This is a genomic window from Novosphingobium sp. (assembly GCF_036820275.1).
Classification (GTDB): domain Bacteria; phylum Pseudomonadota; class Alphaproteobacteria; order Sphingomonadales; family Sphingomonadaceae; genus Novosphingobium.
In genome coordinates this window covers 1-18,555 of record NZ_DAISLT010000040.1, presented here as the reverse complement: position 1 = coordinate 18,555, position 18,555 = coordinate 1, and the positions used below count along the sequence as shown (strand labels likewise).

The window sequence follows — 18,555 nt, the reverse complement described above, 5'->3', positions numbered from 1 at the left end:
GAACCGCGGCCGCCGAACGGCAAGGCGGCCGCGGTTCCTCACCCTCGGATCAGGGACTTGCCCGAGGGTGATCGCGCATCGCCTCCCAGCGCGCGTACTGTGCTTTCTTTGACGGCACGGGATCACGCCTGTCTTGTAGCCAGAATGCGAACCAATCGAGATTGCGCGCATAGACCGCAGCCCGGTGCACGGGCTGCCACTTGTTGTGATGCTCATCTGGAAACACGAACATCTCAACCGGGCGTTTCGCCGACCTCAATACGGCGAAAGTGTTGAGCGCCCCAAGGTATTCGTCGTCGGCAAGCTGCATCAGCAACGGCCGATCCACCCTCCTCGCATTGCGTGCCAGCGAGTAAGGTTGCCAGAACGCGCGATCCTCGCCGCCCGGCGGCGGGTAACCCATTTCCTCGAATTGCTTTTCGACCGCCAGGCCGTTGTAGATGAGCGCGTTTTCGTCGACGCAGCAGGTGCTGATCGCGGCCACCTTGAACAGGTCCGAATTCAGCAGCGCCCAGCGCGCCGACGAGGCACCGTCGCTGAGCCCGGTGATGCCGAGGCGCGCCGGATCGGCGATGCCGCGATCGACGACCATCCGCACACCGGTCTCGATGGCCGATTGCATGCTCCGCCGCTCCGCCCAATCCCGGGTCATTACCTTGAGAAATTCCTCACCGGTACGGATCTCGGGATGCAAGGTCGCGACCGACGCGGGGCGCTCGATACTCAGCACTGCGATCCCTTTTGCTGCCAGGGCATGGATCGGATACTCGTCGCCGGTACCGCCGCGCAGAAAGCCCCGGCTGCGGTACTGGACGACCACCATCGGCAGCGGCTTGCCCTGTCGATACCCAGGCGGCAGGACAAGATCGCCCCAAGTCTCGAGGCCGAGATCATTGCGCCAGCGAATGCGTTCGACTTTGCCCAGCGCCAGGCAGCGAAACTCAGGATTGGGATCGTAGATGCCGGTGATCCGTCCATTGCCGGTATCTACGCGCGCTATATGCCGGGGAGTGGTCGCGTTCTCGCGCGTGCAGAGCAAATCCGCCGCTGCGGGCACGCAGCCCAGCAGAACATCGCGCGTCTTGAGGATCGAGACCGGCGATTGGCCGGTTTTCCCGGACCAGCGATAGAGCGCGGTGATTTCCTTGTTCCAGCCTTCGCGCCGGAGGAACAGCACCTCTCTGCCGCCCGTGCCCCACCACACTCCGTTAAAGGTACCGGTACAGACGGGGTCTTCACAGTTCACCGACGGCTGCTGCGAGGAATATGATCCCGCCGAGGCGACCGTTATACGGCGCGGTGCATAGACATGGCCGTCAACGAGCGCGGCCGAAGCGACAGAGCCGTCAGAACGGATTGCCTTCGAGGCGTGGTCTGACGCATCGACAGCTTCGAGCCGGGCCATCTCGCCGGCATCGGCCCGTCTGGTATCGCTGCCGTCGGGTGCGATCGACATCGTCTCGATCGGCTGCACCGGCGCTTGCGGAACCGGCCCGCCGGTCGGCACGGATCTCTCGTCGTAAAGCCAGCCGGCCAAGCCCTCTCGCGCGACGGCGCGCTCCACCTCGGCAGCAGCCGGGCGAGAGGAATAGACGAGCCGTGCTCCATCCTCGCTCCAGACCGCAGCTTCCACGTCGACCGGCGAGTGCGTGACCGGGCGGGCACCGCCTCCGTCACTTCGCGCAAGCCATACCTGCACCTTGCCGGCTTCCCGGTCGTCGTCCCGCCGCAAGTAGGCGATCGACCGCCCATCGGGAGACCACTGGGGGGTAACGACGGCGGTGAAGCCATTTCGCAGCATGCGCCCGTACATCGGAAAGGCGTCGAACATGTAGTCGCCGCCGCTGCCGACAATCCTGGGCGGAGCCCCTCCCGCGAGCGCAACCACGACAAGCGCGCGGCAGTAGCGATTGCCGGCGGGATCGGCACGGCTGAGCACGAAGGCTACTTCCTTCCCGGTCGGCGAGACGGCAAGCGGGCTCGGCTTGGCCGTTTCCGAACCGTCGGCGGGGCCCAGGTCGCGTAGCCGCACGAGGTCATCGCTGGTAACCGGCCGCAGGCCCTTCCGCGCCGGCACGCCGGCGCGCGATGTCGTGTCTTGGACTGCCCCTCGCACGCTGGAAGCAGGCAAGAGATCCTCGCAATTCGCGTGAGCGGCCGAGGGGAAAGCGACTTGAGGAACAAGGGCAACGCCCGCCAGAAGCAACGTCCTGAGCGGTCCGGACCCGTGCAAGCCACGCGGAAAGAGAAGGCTTACCATGCCTTGGTAATTCCAAGGCCGATATAGCGGCCGATCCCGGAATAGTTCGTCGTGTCGAACGCGGTATCGTAGATCGTCGTCGTGGCAATCGTCCGGGGTTTGTCGTTGAGCACGTTCTGCATGGTCATCGTCAACACGAGCCCCCGAAGCGGGCCGCGGCCCTGCTGGAAGGCGTAGCGCATCGTGAGATCGACCAGCGTCTGGCCGCCGATCGCGACCGGGTTGACCGTCCGGGCATCTTCGACCCCGCCCGTCCGGCTCACGGTCGCGTTCAGCGAGAAACCGTCAAGGCTCCAGGTCGCGCTTGCGCGGCCACGCCAGTGCGGCGGATTGAACAGGCTGCCCGCGAGACGCGTCGGCGCCGCCCCCGCAATCAGCGTCTGGGTGCTGTGCAGGTAGCTGGCATTCAGCGAGAGCGCGAGCGATCCGGCCGTTTGTCCGAGATCGAGCTGGTAATCGGCCAGGACGTCGACGCCCCGGATCCGCTGGTTGCCCGCATTCACCGACGTGTTATCGGCAATCGCCACGACCTTGGAGGCATCGAAAGGCAGGCCCGTGGCATTGTAGAACGTCGCGGCATTGGCGACGGTCGCGGCAATGGTTGCCAGGCTCGGGTTCCATTCGACATAGGGCGCGTAGAGCGGATTGCTCAGCGCCTGAGAGAAGTAGGTGATCGGCGTGACGATCCTGTCCTGGTACTGCGTCGAGAAATAGCCGACCTGGATGCCGAGCCCCGGCACCTGATGGGGCTTGTACTCCAGCGTTGCCGTCCAGCTCGTCGCCCTCTCGGGTTTCAGGTTCGGGTTGCCGCCCGTGAGCATCAGCGCGGTTCCGCTCGTGCCGCCAAGCGAGGTCGCGTTGTAGTAGAGCTGGCTCTGCGTCAGGTACTGCTGGTAGAGCGTCGGCGCCCGGAACGACTTGCCCCAGTTTCCCTTGATCGCCAGGTCCGGGATCGGGGCATAGATCACGCCCAGTTTCGGCGTCACGACATTGCCGACACCCGGGTAGCGCTCGAACCGCAGCGCGCCGCTGAAGTTCAGCCGATCGATCCCCGCGATTTTCTGATCGGGTGAAATGACCGGGAGGCTCAGTTCGCCATAGCCGTAATAGCTGTCCTGCGAATAGCGGCCGGTCAGGGGTGCCCCCTCGCCCCGATCGATGAACAGCTGGTTGTAGCGGTAGCCAAGTCCCATCGCGATCCGGGCAAGCCCGCCGGGAAGCGCGAACAGCGGACCGTCGGCCGCCAGTTCCGCCGAGCTTCCCTTGTTGCAGTAGCAAAGCGCGATCGTGCCGGTCTTGGTCTCACCCAGATAACTGTCGCTCCAGAGATGGACGTCTTCGGTGCCGTAGACCCCCGACAGCGCGAGGCGCCAGCCGCTCGGGAGGCTGAGCTTCAGCGAAGGCGCGATCGAAAACGACTTGCTCTGCGAGACCTTTTCGGTCCGGCTGATCGCGAGGTTACCGGCCATGTTGTTGGGCTGGAGCAGCACGCTGTCCCGGTTGTTGAACAGGCCGTCGACCTCGAAGCTGAGCGAGCCGGTGACGTCCTGATGCGCGGCGCCGGCAAAGGCGTTGCGCTTCTGCGCCGGAATCAGCGTATTACCCGGCCGTGATGCGGCGAAACTGCGGTCGCCGGTCAGGATGTCCGTGTTCCTGGCGAACTCGTAGGAGCCGACGAAGCCGCCAGAACCCCAACGCCGGCCCGCAGTCAGACCGTATTGCTGGCGGAAGTTCCCGCCTTGCGTCGCCGCGCCCAGATTCGCCGAGGTCAGCAGCCCCTCATAGTCGCGGCGCAGGATGATGTTGGCGACGCCCGCAACCGCGTCGGAGCCGTAGAGCGCCGAGGCCCCGTCGGCGACGATCTCGATCCGCTCGACCATCGCCGCCGGCAGGGCCGAAATGTCGACGCCCTGCCGCGAACCGTTGTAGGCGAGGCGGTGGCCGTTGATGAGGGTAAGCGTGGCATCGCTGCCAAGACCACGCAGATTGACCGTGGAGGCCCCGCCGACGTCCACGCCGCTGGCGGACGGGACGTTCGAACCCACGCCGGGGTTTTGCCCCCCTCCGAACGATTGCGGAATGCTGCGCACGACATCGCCTAGATCGACCTTGCCCTCGTTCAGCATCTGGTCGGTGGTGACGGCAATGACCGGCGAGGTCACCGGCGCGCCCCTGATACGGGTGCCGGTAACCGTGATCGCCGTGTTCTCGTTTTCCGGAGTTACCGTATCGTCGCCCGAAGTCCCGGCACCGGTTTCCGACCGCCCCACCGAATAGCCGTCTCCGCTAGGCACGGCGGCAAGACCGCTGCCGGCGAGCAGCATCCCGAGAGCTTCGGCAAGCGTATAGGTTCCGCGCAGAGCGGGAGCGCGGCTCTCCGCAAGGCTCGCCTCATCCGCAAGGATCGTACGGCCCGAAAGCAGCGCAAGAGCCCGAAGCGAGTCCGCGAGGCGCTGCTCTGGAAGATCAATGGTTAGCTCGGCAGTTTGCTGCGCCATGGCAACCGCCGGGCAGCTCGAAATGGCAATCAAGGAAACGGACGCCAGCCCCAGCGTCACGCAGTAAGCACTCTCTCTCATTTTTTGTCTTTCCACCTGAACCGAAATGATGGCGGGTTCAGAGGGGAAGACTGCGGGGCCTGAAACTGCCCCACGACTTTTTTCAGAATTTTCGAGAGCTGCTTCTGCCTATTTTGCCGAGAGCACGATTTCCGCAGCGCTTCGCTTTGCTATCCGCAGGTTCAGGGTTTTGCCGGCCGCCTCCGCGAAACCTTGCGGGTCGGTCGCCCGGAACGCTCCGGCCATCTTCAAGCCGCCGAGCGCCTCTCCGGACAATCGGACTTTTACGGTATTGTAGCGGTTGATCGCGTGAACCGCCTCATCGAGGCGAGTACCGTCGAGCGCGAGCATGCCGGATATCCACTCGACATCCTGACGCGCTATCCGGCGCGCTCCCGGCTTGGCTCCGATCTCGACTTGCGAGCCCGAAGGCACCTCGCGGGGCGAAGCCGTTTCCGTCCCGGTGCCGCTCAATTCTATTCCACGCACGGGCGCGCCGATCCGCAGCACTTTCCCGGCGAGCGCAGCATCGAAGGCGCCGCCGCTGACGGTCACCGCCTGCGCGCCGCCCAGGACCTTCGCGGGCGCTGAGCCAACAGCTCCCTCCAGCCGGATCCTCCCGCGCGAGAGCGCAATCTGACGATTGCCACCGGACAGCGTCACCGCAACGCGGGTGTCGGTATCCAGCGTGATCATGCTCGCATCCGCCAATCGAAACGTCCGGATTTCGCCGATCTTCGTCTCATAAGTCGCCGCCCGGGCCGGTGCGATCCATTCGGGAAAAACGGTTTCCCCGGCAATCCATATCGACGCAAAGCCTGCCAAGGCGATCGCCGCAGCCACAGCCAGACCGACATGTGTGCTGCGCCGTTGGTAGAACGGAGCCTGCATGAGTACGCCGTCAAAGCCGGCGTCACCTTTTTGCAGTATTCCGGTTTCCGACCAGACGAGCTCCGCATGCGCGAAGGCCTGACGGTGGCGAGCATCGGCTGCCAGCCACGCCGCAAGCCTGGCTTCAACGCCATCCTCTCCGGCCTGGCGCCTTTCGAGCCAGCCACGCGCTTGATTCAGGAGCTGCAGAGGAAGCCGATCATCAGTCATGGCTGCGCAAGTGCCGTCCAAGCTTCTTGATGGCAATGCTCATCTGCCGCTCGACCCCCTTGATGCTGAGACCCGTCTGTTCCGCTATTTCCGAAAGACTATAGCCGTAAACCCTGCGCGCGAGAAAGATCTGCCGCGTCAGAGGCTTGAGTTTGCTTACCGCCGCCTCGACCCGGGCGAGCCGATCTCGCGCTTCAAGCCTCGCCTCCTGATCGAGGCCGGGAAGCTCGAGGATCTCCTCCCCCAGGATCTCCGACACCGGATTGCGTCTGACCGCACGAGCGTTGTCACGCATCAGATTGATCGCCGACTGGCGAAGATAAGCAGCGGGGTTTTCAAGCGGCTCCACCCTGCCGCGAGCCGCAAACCGCGCGAAAATCTGTTGAACCACATCTTCCGCGTCCTCGCGCCGCGATTTTCGCAGCACGAACCGAAGCAATCCCGGTCGCTCTTCCCGGTACATACGTTCAAGCACTCCACTCGAAGCAGCCAGAAGGTCGTGCTGAGGTGGCACCGGATCATCATCGTCAAGGGGAACGCGCGAAATGCCGAGATTCAACCGCATTTGGGCCACTCAGCGTGTGCAATTCGCTGCATTGAAAGCATCTACCGGCTCCGCTCGACTGGCGAGGCGGAGCCGGCAGGACCGGGTATTGAGAACATACAAGCGCATGCGCCAATGCCTTTGGCCGCAAACGCGGCTTGGACATAGCGTAGGCTACCCGGTCTCATCCCTGTGCGGGACGAATTCTGTCTGCTTGCAAGGTTCTCACGCCTCGGCATCGCACCCAGTACGATGCACGTGAAGAATATTGGAAATGACAAATAATTCAAGAATGAAATTACATCTTTGTCACATAAAGCACAATCAACGATTGCTGCATCTCAAATTGGATTGCTTTTCCGGTCGCAACTTCGCGCTATAGATCGTTCTATAAAGCCAACCACCATAAAATAATCGATTGAAGCAAAAAATTTCGTAGGGGAAAGCGCCATCGAAACGTCGATGCTATTTATGATTTATGCAAGACGCTGCCTCACGATCGACGTTGCAATTCGGGACCAGTGTGTCGCCGCCGTCGCAACACGGGCGAACCACTGCCATACTCAAACCATGGAGGGCCGGAGAAATGGGAACTCGCATCGCCAAAACCATCGACCTGGGGCCGCCATCACAAGACTCGGCGCGGTACGCATCGAGCTTGATGGTTTCATCCTGGACGCCAACTTTCAGAACGGCTTCCGACGCGTTGAGGCCATCAACGCACCACTGGTTTGCAAGGCCGATGTCGATCGGATCGCGGTGATGAGCAGTGTCGCCTCGAAAAGGCCCTAAATGCACGCATGGAAACTTGGGCAGTAGCCGTCGCCGCGTATTGCGCTTCGAGGACGGCATTCAACATGCTGGCGGAGGCGACTGGCCGAAGGGACCCGGTCGCGCCAGAGCTGCTCCTTTAGGCGAGTACGCGGCGCGCGAAGTTGATCAAGGAACGAGCCTTTCTCCGAGGCCTGTGAAGCTTTGCCGTGTGGTAGATTTCCGTTTCAGTTTTTGGGGGCTAGCAAAGGGAGCGGCCATCATCAGAATAGGGGGGATGAGCTCTCTTTGAGTATTGCGGGCTCGCGGTCGAGTTGGTCACACTAGCAAGATAAACATGAGCCGCGCCAGGTTCAGTGTTGGCATGCATCAAGACCTTGCATTGCCTCCGCCTGCCCCCCATCGGCCTACAGAATGCTCCGCCACGTTCGGTCACGACCACGGTTCCTGCTGCGGATTGTAATGCCATGAAATGTTTGCAAGCTTGAATCCCGCAGTGTCGATGACGGTTGGCGGCGGTCGGGAGAAGATATGAGCCAAGGTATGGTAGAAAAACGGAATTCCGAAACAAGTCACCCGGTGCGCGTCTATACGCGGTGGCATCAGCTTGCCGTTCCGCTGGGTTTTTCATTGGGCATTTTCATGGGAATCTTCGCGGTTTATCAGTACCATTTGGTGTTTGGCGCCATTGGCCTGGCGCTCTTGGGTATCGTTGTCCCGCCGATGATCGCAGGCCTCGGCTTTCCGACCCGCGACAGTTTGACGATCGGTTCGCAGGGGCTGCAGTTCGCGCGTCGGGGGCCGGTCTCGTTCGCAGCAATATCCGGATGGAGCGCGGAGGACTATCTGAGGCTCGGTCGCAGGAAAGGACCGACGCTGGTCATCGTCGCTCAGGATGCTCCCGCGCGCAGCCGGCTCCACGACGAATTCCGGACCGGGCTGCGACTTTGGCAGACAAGTCTAACGGCCGGCGCCTCCAGGGCCGGAGAAGCGCGTTTCCATGGCGGTTGGTGTGGACGTGCGGTGGGAGCGGCGATCGTCGCGCTGTCGCTGGCGGTTATCGTGCTGTCGCTGGCAATGCAAGAGCCTGCCTATCACCTCGTCGCGGTCGGCGGCCTGGGCGGAGCATTCGGCGGCGTCATGCTGGCTGGGATCAGGCCTTCCTGAGCGAGTTTGTAATAACCGTTTGCAATAAGAGATCGGCGAATAAAAGAACGGACCCAGATATACGTTCTCATGACCGCCATCCGAACCCCTGACCAAGTTTACTTTGATAGGAATAAGCGGGCGTTAGCCGCCAACCTCAAAACGCGGGATGATCAACGGGTCCCGTTTTTGGCTATGGCCAAAAACGGCCAAAAGGCTCTGTCTGCCGGCGCCGATGCGTTCTTCGCCAAGCCAGTGGACCCCGATGAGCTGCTTCATTTCATCGGGGCGAATTGAGTGCCACTGGCGGCGCGATCGTATCCTTCCAGAACCGCAGGATCGTTCAAGACAAAACGTTGCTGGCCGGAAGATAGCTAAGGGCTCATAACCCTTAGGGAAAGCCTCGTGCCCGTTCTCCAGCTCTTTCGTCAGCCACCGACGCTCACTGCGCGGGTTGGACCTATAGACTGCCAACGTGGTGGCAAGGGCCATGTTTGATCGCATCGGTAGCGCGATATGGGAGTTCGATCAGAATTTCCTTCTGGCTACCCCTCCAGGCGATCCAGTTTCGGTCTTGTACCGCCCGCTCCCGTCGACTGGTCTGGTGTCGAGCAATGAGCGCGCGCGCAGGTTGATGGAGCAATTTGCCCATGCGGGCATGGCCGATGATGCTGGATACGCGCTCCCACTCGATCATGCGATTGTCGCGCGAGCAATCCAGGCATTTCAGGCGGGCGAGCAATGCTTCGTGGATGGCATCAGGCTTGATATCGCGGGAGAATTGCGCTGTTTCCATATCGCGCTCTCCTTTCCGATCGCCGGGGTGAACTCCGGCACGGTCGTGATGAGCGCGACGGATATTACCCAACAGCGGCGTGAGGAGGCAGATCTGCAGGCGGCTCGCCGCCATCTGGAGCATGCTTCACGTGCCATGAATATGGTCCATCTGGCTCGCAGTCTGACTGATGCTGTCAGCCAGCCGCTGACCAGCATCCTTTTCAGCGGGCACGCCGCGCTTAACTGGCTGGACAAGAGTGCGCAGGAATGCCCCGAGTTGGCCGCGGACATCAACCGCATGGTCGTTGCGGCGTCCCGTTCCGCAGATATGATCCGTCAGGCTCGGGAATACGCCGATAGCCGGGAAAGCCAGCTTGAAACCCTGATCCTGAAGGATGTTTTTCAATCCATTTTGCCGCGGTTGGAAGGAGAGCTCACGGCACGGGGATCGGGCGTCATCGTTGACGTAGCAGACGACCTTCCAAATGTGACCGCAGATCGTGTGCAGATAGAGCAGGTACTGCTCAACCTTATTTTGAACGCGATCGAAGCTCATGACGACGCGGAAGTTCGGTCATCGATTAGGGTTTCTGCCCGTGTCAGAGAGAGCGCGGAGGTGATGGTCTCGATCGAGGACGACGGCGCCGGCATCGCTGCCGAATTCATCGATCGCATCTTCGAGCCGCTATTCACGACAAAGCCTGGCAGCATCGGAGTAGGACTGGCCGTATGCCGCACCATCGTGGAGGCTCATGGAGGGGAGATCTGGGTTTCTGAATCCCGGAAATCCGGTACGACATTCAATTTCTCGCTGCCTGCCGATGGTGCTATCGAGGCAACGGAACCCGTGAAGGGCTGGCGGCACAACGCAGCGAGCGGCAGGCTTCAGTGATGTGTTTTGTCGTCGCGCGCGAGCCGTGCAGGCAGGGAAGCTGAATGGATCAATCCTCATCCTCCAACCGAGATCACAGCTTCATCCCATCTCTTGAGTCGCGCTCGATAACCATTAACGGCATTGGGGGCGGGGTTCTTGGCGTTACGCGTCTGCAGTCCGGCAAGCCAAATGCGGGGCTCACCGCACCGCATCTTCTGGAGGATGCGTTTCAGCTTGGGGTTCAGCTGCGCGACTATACCGGGGACATTTACCTTCATGGCCGCAAGCTTGCCTTCAATCGGCAGGCCGTCGGCGAAATGATGCTCTACGATTATCGGGAAGAATGGCAGGCTGAGCTGCTGTCCTCATTTGATTGCGTGAACTTCCACATTCCGCGCACCCTTCTCAACGCATCGATCGAGGACGATCGGCGATCAACCTTGCAGGGGTTGCGCTATACGCCGGGGGCGGCGACCAGCGACCCCGTCATCGTTGGCCTGGTGCAGGCCCTGCTTCCCTCCCTCAGTGCGGGCGCCGAGCTAAACCAATTGTTTGTCGATCACGTCGGACTGGCACTTACCGCCCATCTATCCCGAAACTATGGCGATCTCATCTCGCTGCGCTCATCGTCGGGTGGGGGTCTCGCACCCTGGCAGGAGCACCGGGCCAAGGAATTCATAGAAAGCAACATGGCGACTGGGATTGCCCTGCCCGTCCTAGCTGCGGAATGCGGCCTTTCTACCAGTCACTTCGCCCGGGCTTTCCGAGCCTCGACGGGGGTCGCGCCATACCAATGGCTGCTGCAGCGCCGCGTCGAGCGAGCACGGAAATTGTTGCTCGAGACCGATCTCCCAATCGCTGAAATCGCGGCCGCCTGCGGTTTCGCCGATCAAAGTCATCTGTCCAAGGTGTTCGCCAGGGAAAACGGTGAACCTCCGGCCGCGTGGAGACGCAGAAACACCTCCTGAAACCTTCAATGTCGCGTGCATTGACGAGATGCGCTGCCTGGCCCTCCGCCGACCAGGGTCTGTAGGTCAGGGCAAGCGCCCGGCATCTGGATGCATGTACCCTCCACCGGAATGACAAAACGGCCAGAAACACTGCCCTCTCGGGAAGTGCCTCTGGCCGTCCGCCTGATGTTTCGAGCACGGTTCGATGCGCCTCGGTGGCGATGCTCCGCGGTGTCCCTCGATACATGCCGGGCCGCCCAGCCAAGGGTCGACGGCGCGGGCGATCAGTCCCGTCGCCCCCTAGCGATGGGGGAGATCAGGCCGGGTTCGGCTGACCAAGCGCCTTGCGCGCGATGCTTGCCGCGAAGAGCGGGGTCTCGCGTTTGTTGTGATCGCCGCCGGCAGACTGCCGCGCAGCCGCTGCATCTTCGTAGCTCACGCCGTGCTCGGCGATGAAGGCCATGAAGGCGTCGGTCGGATGGGCCGTCACGCTGTTGGTGTAGCGGGTGCGCCCACCTTCGATCGCCTCTGCCTTCAGTTCCCAGATCACGTTGACCTGGGTGCGGCCATTCGCGGTGAAGACGTCGGAGATCGAGTTCATGCGGCAGTACGTCGGGCCTGCTTCCTCGGCGACGTAGTGCTGGACGACAAGGCCGGTGCCGATCATCTCGACATTGATCGACATGCGGCGACCATCATCGGTCACGGTCGATCCGGCCGCGATGTGATCGGGCGGGCAGCAGCGCTGATACTCGGCCTCGGCGAGGTTGAACAGCCAGTCGGCGATATCGATCTTCTCGATCGGAACATCGATATCGGCGCTGAATGCGGACTTCGACAGGATGGTATCGGTAAGAACCTTCATGGGTATTTCCTTTCTGAGAGGGTGCTGGGTGGAGTGATCTGGGGGTAATGAATTGTGAGTTGGCCGGGTTCGGCCTCAAGGGATCAGTCCCGGGTCGGTTTGCCGTCCACGAGGCGCCACAGACCTTGCGGGTTGCCGTCCTGGATGGGATCGGGGAGCAGGGTTGCAGGCAGGTTCTGGTACGAGATCGGGCGCAGGAAGCGGTCGATCGCCGTCGTGCCTACCGAAGTGAAGCGGGGATCGCTGGTGGCCGGGAACGGACCGCCATGAATGGTCGCGTGCGAGATCTCGACCATGTTCGAGAAGCTGTTCGCAATGATCCGGTTGGTCCGCGTCTCGAGGATCGGGATCAACTCACGAGCAAGATCCATGTCCGGCTCGTCGATCTGCAGGGTTGCGGTGAGCTGGCCGCTCATGCGCGCCGCAAACTCCAGCATCTGGCGAAAATCGGTGCAGCGCACGAGCATTGCCGAGGGACCAAACATTTCCGAGGCGAGGTCCATGTCGTCGAGCAGGTCCGACGCATCGATTTCGAGGATATGGCTCTGCCCCTCACCGGGCTTCGAAGGGGTACTTCCCCCCACCAGAACCTTAACCTTGTCGCTGCTGATCTCGTTGGCGACCTCGCGGTTGTAATTGGCGAGAATGCCTGGGCTCAACATGGTCGCGGCTGGAGACTTCGAGATTTCCGCGCTCAGCGTCTTGCGCAGCACGTCGTAACTTGCGCCGTCGAGAGCCAGGATCATGCCCGGCTTCAGGCACATCTGCCCTACGCCAGCCGTCATCTGCTGAGTGAACCTCGTCGCGAATTCCGCTGCACGGCTCGCTTGGGCCGACGGCAGCAGGAAGGTCGGATTGATGCTCGTCATCTCGGCAAAGACCGGGATCGGCTGCGGTCGGGCCAGGCCTCGGCGCACCAGCGCCATGCCGCCGCCCTGCGAGCCGGTGAAGCCCACGGCCTGGATCAGATGATGGTCGACCAGAGCCTCGCCCAGTTCGTTGCCCGCACCGATCAGGAGCGAGAACACGCCTTCGGGCAGACCATGGTGGGCGACAGCTTTCTGGATTGCCCGTCCTACCAGCTCAGAAACGCCCATGTGCGAGCCGTGAGCCTTGACGACGACCGGGCAGCCGGCCGCAAGCGCAGAAGCGGTGTCGCCGCCAGCGACCGAGTAGAGCATCGGGAAGTTGCTCGAGCCGAAGACCGCCACCGGTCCGATCCCGATCTTCTGCATTCTCTGATCGAGACGCGGGGTGGGCTTGCGCTGCGCATCGGCGGTATCGATAGTCGCACACCGCCAGCGGCCCTCCTCCGTGAGGTCCGCGAACATGCGAAACTGCGCAACTGTGCGAGCCGTCTCGCCCTCGGCCCGGGCTTTGGGCAGGCCCGTCTCGAGAGTCAGGCGGTCGTAGAGGACATCGCCGAGCGCCTCGATATTGTCCGCTGCGGTGCGCATGAATGCTGCGCGTGCAGCCGGCGAAAGGTTGCGGTAGGCGGGGAAGGCCTCAGCCGCCAGGCCGCACGCGCGATCCACCTCCCCAGCGCCGCCGCCGTAGAAGACCGGTTCGATCTCGGCATTGAGGACGGGGTTGAAAGCACGGATCTGCCCGGCGGTGCCACGCACCGACGATTGGCCGATCAGCATCTTGCCAGTTACTTGCATGTTGAGCTCCACAAGGTTCGCGTGTCGCAATGATGAAAGAGGGAAGTCATCGCTCGTCTCAGGCGACGTCGAGCGGCCCGAGGGTTTCGGCCGCGCGCACCGAGGCGGAGATGGCTGCAGGAAAACCCGCGTAGAACGCGAGGTGCGTGATCAGTTCGCTGAATTCCTGCTTGGTGACGCCATTCTCGATTCCGCGGCGAAGATGGGCAGGCATCTCCTCGACGGCGTGCAGTGCGACAAGGGCAGCCACCGTGACCAGACTGCGATCGCGCTTGCTGAGCCCCTTCTCTTCCCACACCTTGGAGAAAAGTGGGTCTTCGACATAGCCGGTGAGTTGGGGTGTGAATGCCCGGGCCGCTTCGCGAGGGCTCTTCATCTCCGTGCCTGCCATTTTCGTAACTCCGCATCACAATCGGTGAGCAGCGGATTGGCGAGAGTATCTGTTCGCGCCGCTGCGTCACCAATATCGACACTGGAACGGCGTCTAACAGGCAAACGATGGTTTAATGATTTGCCGCCTCGGCACAGGTTGCTCCTGCCTGTCCGTTCTTTCACGACCAGAGCTCCTCGACGGAGCGAGCAGAACTGGTCCAACAGCTACGCGCCCATAACAGTCATCTACAGCGGCCCTTCGGCGCCTGGAAGCGGACATTCAAATGGCCACTTGATCTGGTGGCCAGAGGGCGTGCCAAAGTTTCCCTTCTGCGCGAATGATCTGATGTATCATCGGGACGGCGAAGATGAACTTCGCCGTCCCGGTTGTGCATGTAGGCACTCGCGATAATGGCCTAATTACCGAACGGAATAAGGCAGCTCCATGCCGTCCGATAGACAAACTCCAACGGATTTCTCGATGCTCGCGACCGAACGCCTGATTTTACGCCCCCATTCGATCGAAGACCTCGATCACATTTTCGAGCTTGCCCGCGATCCTGTAGTACACGAATTCATTCGCGGGCTTCCGACATCGCGCGAAGAGGCATGGCACAGGCTCCTGCGTTACGCCGGTCACTGGAGCCTGCTCGGATACGGCATGTTTGCGGTGTTCGAACGGGCAAGCGGCACCTTCATCGGTGAAGTCGGCCTTGCCGATTTCCGGCGCGGGCTTGGCCCGGATTTCGACGGCAGCCCTGAAGCCGCATGGCTCTTCGCGGGCGCGTCGCATGGCAAGGGCTATGCATTGGAGGCGATGGCGGCTTTGCTCGGATGGTTTGACCATGAACATGGCTCAAACCGTACGGTCTGCATCATCGATGTTGCGAATGCAGCGTCGACAAAACTTGCCGGCCGCCTCGGCTTCCAGCAATATGGGACAGCCGTTTACCGGGAAGCCCACGTCGCAAAATACGAGCGTTCCGGTTCCTGAGGCGACCATCTCTTCAAACCGCAAACTCGAGAGGGGCCTGTCTGCATAGTTCCGTCGATTGCCGAACGGCGAGCCGGTCCTGCAGGACCAACTCGCCGGACGCTCGCCGGACGTTTGATCAGATGGCAATTCCTGCGACACTGCGTGCGAGCGGTTCCAGTTCCGCCATAGCCGCGATCTCAAGCTTCATCGAGGCTGCGGCCACATTCTGCTGAAGACGCGAACGATTGCGCGTTCCGGGGATCGGCGAGACCGCCGCGCCCAGCTCCCTGGCTTTGGCATAGAGCCAGGCGATCGCGACTTGCGCCGACGTGGCGCCCTGCCCTGCAGCGATCTCTTCAATCTTGGCGACGAGGCGCATGTTTGCCTCCCGGTTTTCGGCAGAGAAGCGCGGAAAATAGGATCGTGCGTCGCCGGCACTGAGATTTTCGGCAAAGGCTTGGCCCGTCAGCATCCCTCGCCCGAGCGGCGAATAGGGCACGACCGTCACGCCCAAATCCACCGCGGCAGGCACGATTTCGGCCTCGATATCGCGCGTGAAGATCGACCACTCCGACTGAAGCGCGGCGATCGGGTGCACAGCATGCGCTTCGCGCAGGTCCTCTGCGCTGACCGCAGAGAGGCCCAGAGCGCGCACTTTGCCCTCGGCGACGAGATCGGCCATCGCGCCGATCGATTCCGCGAGCGGCACATCGGTGCTGCGACGATGCATGTAATAGAGATCGATCACCTCGATGCCGAGCCGCTGTAGCGAGTTCTCGGCTGCCTGGCGGATGAATTCGGGGCGATTGTCGAGGCTCCAGTCGTCCGGGGTCTCAGGCGTCCGGGCATAGCCGAACTTGGTGGCGATCACCGCCCGGTCCCGGTTCGCCTGAATGAAGGGCGCAAGGAAGCGCTCGTTCTCGCCCATGCCGTAGACATCCGCAGTGTCGAACATCGTGACACCCAGTTCGAGCGCGAACTCCAGCGCGGCGCGGGATTCGGTTTCATCGGTATCGCCGTAGAATTCACTCATGCCCATGCAGCCCAGGCCCTGAATGCCGATGGTTGGGCCGCCATTGCCGAATGCGATCTGAGGAAGACGATTTATGCCAGTCATTGAACAACTCCGGATATTGACAGGCAGGACCTATAAGTGTGGAGTATGGTCCATGGTCAAGGCTCTTTCATGCTGATTTCGCAGTTCGCCAAGACGGCCGGACTTTCGGTCGACACAGTGCGGTTCTACATCGCCAAAGGCCTCCTGAAGCCCGAGCGCAGTGCAAGGAAAGGCGGAGCAAATCCCTATCACGTGTTCAGCGCGGACGACGTCACCGCTGCGCAAATGATCCGGCTGCAACAGTCCCTCGGCTATTCGCTCGCAGAGATCGGCGCGCTCGCAGAGGAATACCGCCGGGATGCCGGGTCGCCGGAGCGGACCGGGGAAGTCCTGCGCAAGCAGATCGTCAGGCTTGAGGAACGCCAACGCGAACTCGATGCCGCACTGGCGTTCCTCAAGGGCAAGCTGGAATGGATGGAAGCAGGCCAGCCCGGCACAGCCCCCCAGCCCAACGCCTATTTCTGCTGATCTCCGCCGGCGGAAGCGAGGCGCTTCAGTTCCGCCATGCCTTCTTCCACTGAAACTACCGGGACATATCCGAGATCGCGTTTGGCCCTGGTGATGTCTAGGGTCACTTCCACGGCCATCGTCGCCAGATCCTGCCGGGTGACCGGAGGCCCGATCCGGCCCCCGGAAAGCCGTGCCGCAAACTCACCCACACGGGCTACGGTGCCGACCAGCCAGGATGGCACCGCCTTTTCGGGGGGAACGATCCCCTGCGTTTCCAGCAAGCGGGAAACAAAGCTGCGGAATGTCGAGGGTTCACCATCGGTGATGAAGTAAGCCTCGCCCGCCCGGCCCTTCAGCAGCGCCAGTTCGATGCCATGACAGGCATTGGCGACATGCGTGGCTGACGTCAGGTATTCACCGCCGTTGATCCATGCCATCTGCCCCGAACGCGCGGCTTGTGTCAGGATCGGCAAGGCGGTCGTATCGTCGCGCCCCCAGACGAAGCGCGGCCGTACGATGACAGCCTCGAAGCCATTGCCGCTCTGCGCGCGTACGATCCGCTCCGCCTCGGCCTTGGTACGCGAGTAGGCGCCGGGAAAGCGCGAAGGCATCGCCCGGTTCTCATCGACGTTGACCAGAGCCCGGCCGTCCAGAAGAACCGATTCCGTGCTGACGTGCGCCGCCCGCCGCACACCTGCCTGCCGGGCCATGGCAAATATGGCGCGGGTTCCCTCGACATTGACCTGGACATGCTCGGGCGTCTCGGGACCGTGGCTCGTATGGGCCGCAGCGTGGACCAGCGAGCGACACCCTTTCATGGCCTCGGCCACGGCCGGACTGGAAAGCTGCGCGACAATGGGCCTTGCGCCAAGCGCGCGGACCACATCGGCGGACTTCTGCGAGCGAACGAGGGCGACAACCTCGAAGCCCTTGGCGACGAAATGACGGATCAGGTTCCGCCCGAGATAGCCGCTGCCCCCGGTCAGGAAGAGCGGAGACAGTAGTTCTGGATCGGAGGCGCGTTCGCCTCCGATGGCTTGATAGTCGTTCATGGGATTTTCTGCCTTGTAGGTTACGGGCAAAGGCCCGGCACGATCAGCCCGGAGGGCCGGATGCGAGCCAGCGGATATCGTCGAGCAGCGCTTCGCGCTCTTCGTCGGACCATTGGTGGTAATCGAGGGTTTCGAGCAACTTGAGGCCTTCGAGCGCGAGATAGGCGAGCATCGGACCTCTGGCCGGCCCCGCTTCCTCGCGAATACGGTCGATCACGGCGGTCTGGTTCTTCTGGATGGCGGCGCGCAGCGAGCGGTCCTGGGCCAGTGCCGCGCAGATGTTCAGCGCGACCGCGCGGAACTCGTCGGGAAAAGGATGGCTCGCTGCGGATATCCTGCCCATCAGCGTCGCATTTTCACTGCCTTCGAAGGATTCTGCGGCTGCCTGGTTGAAGGCATTGTCACGCACGACCGCGCGTTCGACCATGACCTCTATCAGGGCCTGCTTGGTGCCATAGTCATAGATCACGCTGCCCTTGCTGATCCCCGCCTCCTGAGCGACGCCGTCCAACGTCAGGCGCGCCGCCCCCACCCTGGAAACGACGACTTCGGCCGCATCAAGGATGCGGTTCTGATCGATACTCTTCTTGCGGCCCATTGGCGTCGTCCATTTATATCTGACCGGATGGATATAAATGGACGACTGACGGCCGTCAACCCGTCGATCCGCACGCGAGAACAGCTTGTCTCTTTGGCCCGAACAGTGAACTTCTCGTTCCCGAAATGACCAGAAGCGTTTAAACGGAGAACGATCGTACGGCATGCCCAGCTCAGATCTTTCACCCGAGACAGGTGGAGGGAACGGGTGCGGACCTGCTTGATCACTGATCGCCCCGATGATGACCAGTTTCAGCATGGGTCGACATTCCTGCTGCTTCGGAAAAGTGGCGTAAATTGATCGGCAGCCACACCCATGTGAGCGGCTGCTGTCCTCAAAACCCGACTTTGAACCGGACGCTCTCCTAACGGCCAACCTACGGTGGAGTGGGGCCTTGGGATCGGACGCGACAATCGTGTAGCGAGTAGCCGGGATCGAGCCAGCGTCAGTCGCAAATAGATTTGGCGCGCCCGTCGATGC

General features: G+C 62.0%; 16 protein-coding genes. 6 read left to right on the top strand and 10 right to left on the bottom strand.

What is annotated here, in order from left to right:
* Positions 1 to 49 precede the first annotated feature (49 nt).
* The 4 genes from V7066_RS23145 to V7066_RS23130 all read right to left on the bottom strand — a co-directional run bounded on the left by V7066_RS23145 (position 50) and on the right by V7066_RS23130 (position 6,484).
* Entirely contained in the window at positions 50 to 2,077 is a 2,028-nt protein-coding gene (locus V7066_RS23145; RefSeq protein WP_334185323.1) for an Atxe2 family lasso peptide isopeptidase, read from the bottom strand.
* A gap of 176 nt (positions 2,078 to 2,253) precedes the next feature.
* The gene (locus V7066_RS23140) at positions 2,254 to 4,839 is read right to left on the bottom strand and encodes a TonB-dependent receptor (RefSeq protein WP_334185322.1); all 2,586 of its coding nucleotides are present in this window, start codon (positions 4,837 to 4,839) and stop codon (positions 2,254 to 2,256) included.
* Positions 4,840 to 4,947: 108 nt separating this feature from the next.
* Entirely contained in the window at positions 4,948 to 5,919 is a 972-nt protein-coding gene (locus V7066_RS23135; protein WP_334185321.1) for a FecR family protein, read from the bottom strand.
* A complete protein-coding gene (locus V7066_RS23130) occupies positions 5,912 to 6,484 on the bottom strand; it encodes an RNA polymerase sigma factor (RefSeq protein ID WP_334185320.1) in 573 nt (190 codons plus the stop codon). The genes V7066_RS23135 and V7066_RS23130 overlap by 8 nt, the downstream gene beginning before the upstream one ends.
* Before the next feature lie 1,281 nt (positions 6,485 to 7,765).
* Between V7066_RS23130 and V7066_RS23125 the strand changes: the two genes are divergently transcribed.
* From V7066_RS23125 to V7066_RS23110, 4 genes are all read left to right on the top strand, one after another.
* Positions 7,766 to 8,401, top strand: a complete 636-nt coding sequence (locus tag V7066_RS23125) for a hypothetical protein (protein WP_334185319.1) — start codon at positions 7,766 to 7,768, stop codon at positions 8,399 to 8,401.
* Between the two features lie 69 nt (positions 8,402 to 8,470).
* Complete coding sequence (locus V7066_RS23120; RefSeq protein ID WP_334185318.1) at positions 8,471 to 8,677, top strand: hypothetical protein; 207 nt, start codon at positions 8,471 to 8,473, stop codon at positions 8,675 to 8,677.
* 193 nt (positions 8,678 to 8,870) lie between these two features.
* On the top strand, positions 8,871 to 10,049 hold the full coding sequence (locus V7066_RS23115) for a sensor histidine kinase (protein ID WP_334185317.1): 1,179 nt from the start codon (positions 8,871 to 8,873) through the stop codon (positions 10,047 to 10,049).
* 44 nt (positions 10,050 to 10,093) lie between these two features.
* Positions 10,094 to 10,999: an AraC family transcriptional regulator gene (locus V7066_RS23110; RefSeq protein ID WP_334185316.1), complete on the top strand. Its 906-nt coding sequence runs from the start codon at positions 10,094 to 10,096 to the stop codon at positions 10,997 to 10,999.
* A gap of 298 nt (positions 11,000 to 11,297) precedes the next feature.
* Here V7066_RS23110 and V7066_RS23105 read toward each other — a convergent pair whose 3' ends face one another.
* From V7066_RS23105 to V7066_RS23095, 3 genes are all read right to left on the bottom strand, one after another.
* Positions 11,298 to 11,846, bottom strand: coding sequence for a hypothetical protein (locus V7066_RS23105; protein WP_334185315.1), 549 nt, complete (start codon positions 11,844 to 11,846; stop codon positions 11,298 to 11,300).
* A gap of 83 nt (positions 11,847 to 11,929) precedes the next feature.
* Positions 11,930 to 13,510: an aldehyde dehydrogenase (NADP(+)) gene (locus tag V7066_RS23100; RefSeq protein WP_334185314.1), complete on the bottom strand. Its 1,581-nt coding sequence runs from the start codon at positions 13,508 to 13,510 to the stop codon at positions 11,930 to 11,932.
* Positions 13,511 to 13,568: 58 nt separating this feature from the next.
* Positions 13,569 to 13,901 (bottom strand): carboxymuconolactone decarboxylase family protein, encoded by a 333-nt coding sequence (locus V7066_RS23095; RefSeq protein WP_334185313.1) that lies wholly within the window; start codon positions 13,899 to 13,901, stop codon positions 13,569 to 13,571.
* Positions 13,902 to 14,363: 462 nt separating this feature from the next.
* Between V7066_RS23095 and V7066_RS23090 the strand changes: the two genes are divergently transcribed.
* Positions 14,364 to 14,876 (top strand): GNAT family N-acetyltransferase, encoded by a 513-nt coding sequence (locus V7066_RS23090; protein ID WP_334185312.1) that lies wholly within the window; start codon positions 14,364 to 14,366, stop codon positions 14,874 to 14,876.
* Between the two features lie 118 nt (positions 14,877 to 14,994).
* On the opposite strand, the gene V7066_RS23085 is transcribed toward V7066_RS23090, so the two are convergent.
* Positions 14,995 to 15,975 carry an aldo/keto reductase gene (locus V7066_RS23085; protein WP_334185311.1) on the bottom strand — a complete coding sequence of 327 codons (981 nt, stop codon included), beginning with the start codon at positions 15,973 to 15,975 and terminating at the stop codon, positions 14,995 to 14,997.
* A gap of 69 nt (positions 15,976 to 16,044) precedes the next feature.
* Here V7066_RS23085 and V7066_RS23080 point away from each other — a divergent pair, with 69 nt between their 5' ends.
* The gene (locus V7066_RS23080) at positions 16,045 to 16,443 is read left to right on the top strand and encodes a MerR family transcriptional regulator (RefSeq protein WP_334185310.1); all 399 of its coding nucleotides are present in this window, start codon (positions 16,045 to 16,047) and stop codon (positions 16,441 to 16,443) included.
* Here the strand turns inward: V7066_RS23080 and V7066_RS23075 are convergent.
* Positions 16,431 to 17,477 (bottom strand): NAD-dependent epimerase/dehydratase family protein, encoded by a 1,047-nt coding sequence (locus V7066_RS23075; RefSeq protein WP_334185309.1) that lies wholly within the window; start codon positions 17,475 to 17,477, stop codon positions 16,431 to 16,433. The two genes, V7066_RS23080 and V7066_RS23075, sit on opposite strands and share 13 nt — an antisense overlap.
* A 43-nt stretch (positions 17,478 to 17,520) precedes the next feature.
* Entirely contained in the window at positions 17,521 to 18,333 is an 813-nt protein-coding gene (locus V7066_RS23070) for a TetR/AcrR family transcriptional regulator (protein WP_334185308.1), read from the bottom strand.
* Positions 18,334 to 18,555: the final 222 nt, after the last annotated feature.

Coding starts and splice junctions, on each gene's coding strand:
- V7066_RS23140 (WP_334185322.1), bottom strand. CDS start 4,839: ATGAGAGAGAGTGCTTACTGCGTGACGCTGGGGCTGGCGTCCGTTTCC.
- V7066_RS23135 (WP_334185321.1), bottom strand. CDS start 5,919: ATGACTGATGATCGGCTTCCTCTGCAGCTCCTGAATCAAGCGCGTGGC.
- V7066_RS23130 (WP_334185320.1), bottom strand. CDS start 6,484: ATGCGGTTGAATCTCGGCATTTCGCGCGTTCCCCTTGACGATGATGAT.
- V7066_RS23125 (WP_334185319.1), top strand. CDS start 7,766: ATGAGCCAAGGTATGGTAGAAAAACGGAATTCCGAAACAAGTCACCCG.
- V7066_RS23120 (WP_334185318.1), top strand. CDS start 8,471: ATGACCGCCATCCGAACCCCTGACCAAGTTTACTTTGATAGGAATAAG.
- V7066_RS23115 (WP_334185317.1), top strand. CDS start 8,871: ATGTTTGATCGCATCGGTAGCGCGATATGGGAGTTCGATCAGAATTTC.
- V7066_RS23110 (WP_334185316.1), top strand. CDS start 10,094: ATGGATCAATCCTCATCCTCCAACCGAGATCACAGCTTCATCCCATCT.
- V7066_RS23105 (WP_334185315.1), bottom strand. CDS start 11,846: ATGAAGGTTCTTACCGATACCATCCTGTCGAAGTCCGCATTCAGCGCC.
- V7066_RS23100 (WP_334185314.1), bottom strand. CDS start 13,510: ATGCAAGTAACTGGCAAGATGCTGATCGGCCAATCGTCGGTGCGTGGC.
- V7066_RS23095 (WP_334185313.1), bottom strand. CDS start 13,901: ATGGCAGGCACGGAGATGAAGAGCCCTCGCGAAGCGGCCCGGGCATTC.
- V7066_RS23090 (WP_334185312.1), top strand. CDS start 14,364: ATGCTCGCGACCGAACGCCTGATTTTACGCCCCCATTCGATCGAAGAC.
- V7066_RS23085 (WP_334185311.1), bottom strand. CDS start 15,975: ATGACTGGCATAAATCGTCTTCCTCAGATCGCATTCGGCAATGGCGGC.
- V7066_RS23080 (WP_334185310.1), top strand. CDS start 16,045: ATGCTGATTTCGCAGTTCGCCAAGACGGCCGGACTTTCGGTCGACACA.
- V7066_RS23075 (WP_334185309.1), bottom strand. CDS start 17,477: ATGAACGACTATCAAGCCATCGGAGGCGAACGCGCCTCCGATCCAGAA.
- V7066_RS23070 (WP_334185308.1), bottom strand. CDS start 18,333: ATGCTGAAACTGGTCATCATCGGGGCGATCAGTGATCAAGCAGGTCCG.